The 1,138-nt window shown below is 63.9% G+C and carries 1 protein-coding gene; it reads left to right on the forward strand.

Features of this window, described 5'->3' with window-relative positions:
• A partial coding sequence (locus ACPF7Z_RS19380) for an IS1380 family transposase (protein WP_425194876.1) occupies nt 1-910 on the forward strand: 910 nt, incomplete at its 5' end.
• Nucleotides 911-1,138 lie beyond the last annotated feature (228 nt).

The raw sequence follows: 1,138 nt of genomic DNA on the forward strand, positions 1-1,138 counted from the left end.
TTACCAGAAGGTCGATGGCTACACCCCGATCGCCGCCTATCTGGGCAACGAAGGGTGGTGCCTGGGTCTGGAACTGCGTCCTGGCAAGCAGCACACCATGAAGGAGAGCAACGCCTTCCTGGAGCGGGTACTGCCTCGCGCCCAAGGCCTGACCGAGCAACCGATCCTGTTACGCGAGGACAGCGGCTTCGACAGCCAGGCGCACCTGGCGCTTCTCGAACAGCAGCGCCAGGTCTTTGCCGACGAGGGGCGCCGGCTCGACTATGTCGTCAAATGGAACCCGCGCGGCTCGGCCACGGCCGATCAGGATACCTGGTTGGCTGTGGCGGCGGACTACTGGGAAGAGCTGCGTCCTGGCAAGCGCCAGGCGCTGTGGACGCAGACCGTCTCGATCCACGACGACAACAAGACCGAATACGTCGTCCAACGCGTGATGCGCCTGGTCGAGCGCACCGCCGATCGCGATGGCCAGTTGCTGCTCGAACCGGACTATGAGTTGGAAGGCTGGTGGACCAGCCTGGACGAGGCGCCGGAGGCGGTGATCAAACGCTACCAGGCGCATGCCACCCACGAGCAATTCCACAGTGAGATCAAGACCGATCTCGACCTGGAGCGGCTGCCGTCGGGCAAGTTCGCCACCAACGATCTGATCCTGCACCTCGCCCAGCTGGCCTACAACATCCTGCGGCTGATGGGGCAGCTGGGCATGACCGGCGAGCTGAGCCCGGTGCGCCATCCCGCCAAGCGGCGCCGGATCCGCACCGTGCTACAAGAGCTGGTGCATCGTGCGGCGCTCGTGATTCACAAGGCGCGGCAGATCATCCTCGACTTCGGGCAGGACATCGGACGCATGACGGTGTTGAACACCTTGCGAAGCCGCCTGCGCTATCCCCGAGGCACGCCATGCTGATCGTCTGTCGGACAAAGGCACCACGCAGAGAGCTGACGGTCACCGGCAGCCAGTATCACCGTGTCCGGCGGGTAGAAATGCCTGTCAAAATGGGCTGCTCTCGTCGGTCAGCGTCGCCATGGTTGGTCCTCCCCGGTATGCGTTCAGCGGGTGAGACGGAATCGGCGGTCAGAAAATGCTCGCTGGCGGTGATAGGGGAAGTGTCGACGCCGGCATCACGGATTCAGG

This window comes from Halomonas sp. GXIMD04776 (assembly GCF_049808615.1).
Classification (GTDB): domain Bacteria; phylum Pseudomonadota; class Gammaproteobacteria; order Pseudomonadales; family Halomonadaceae; genus Modicisalibacter.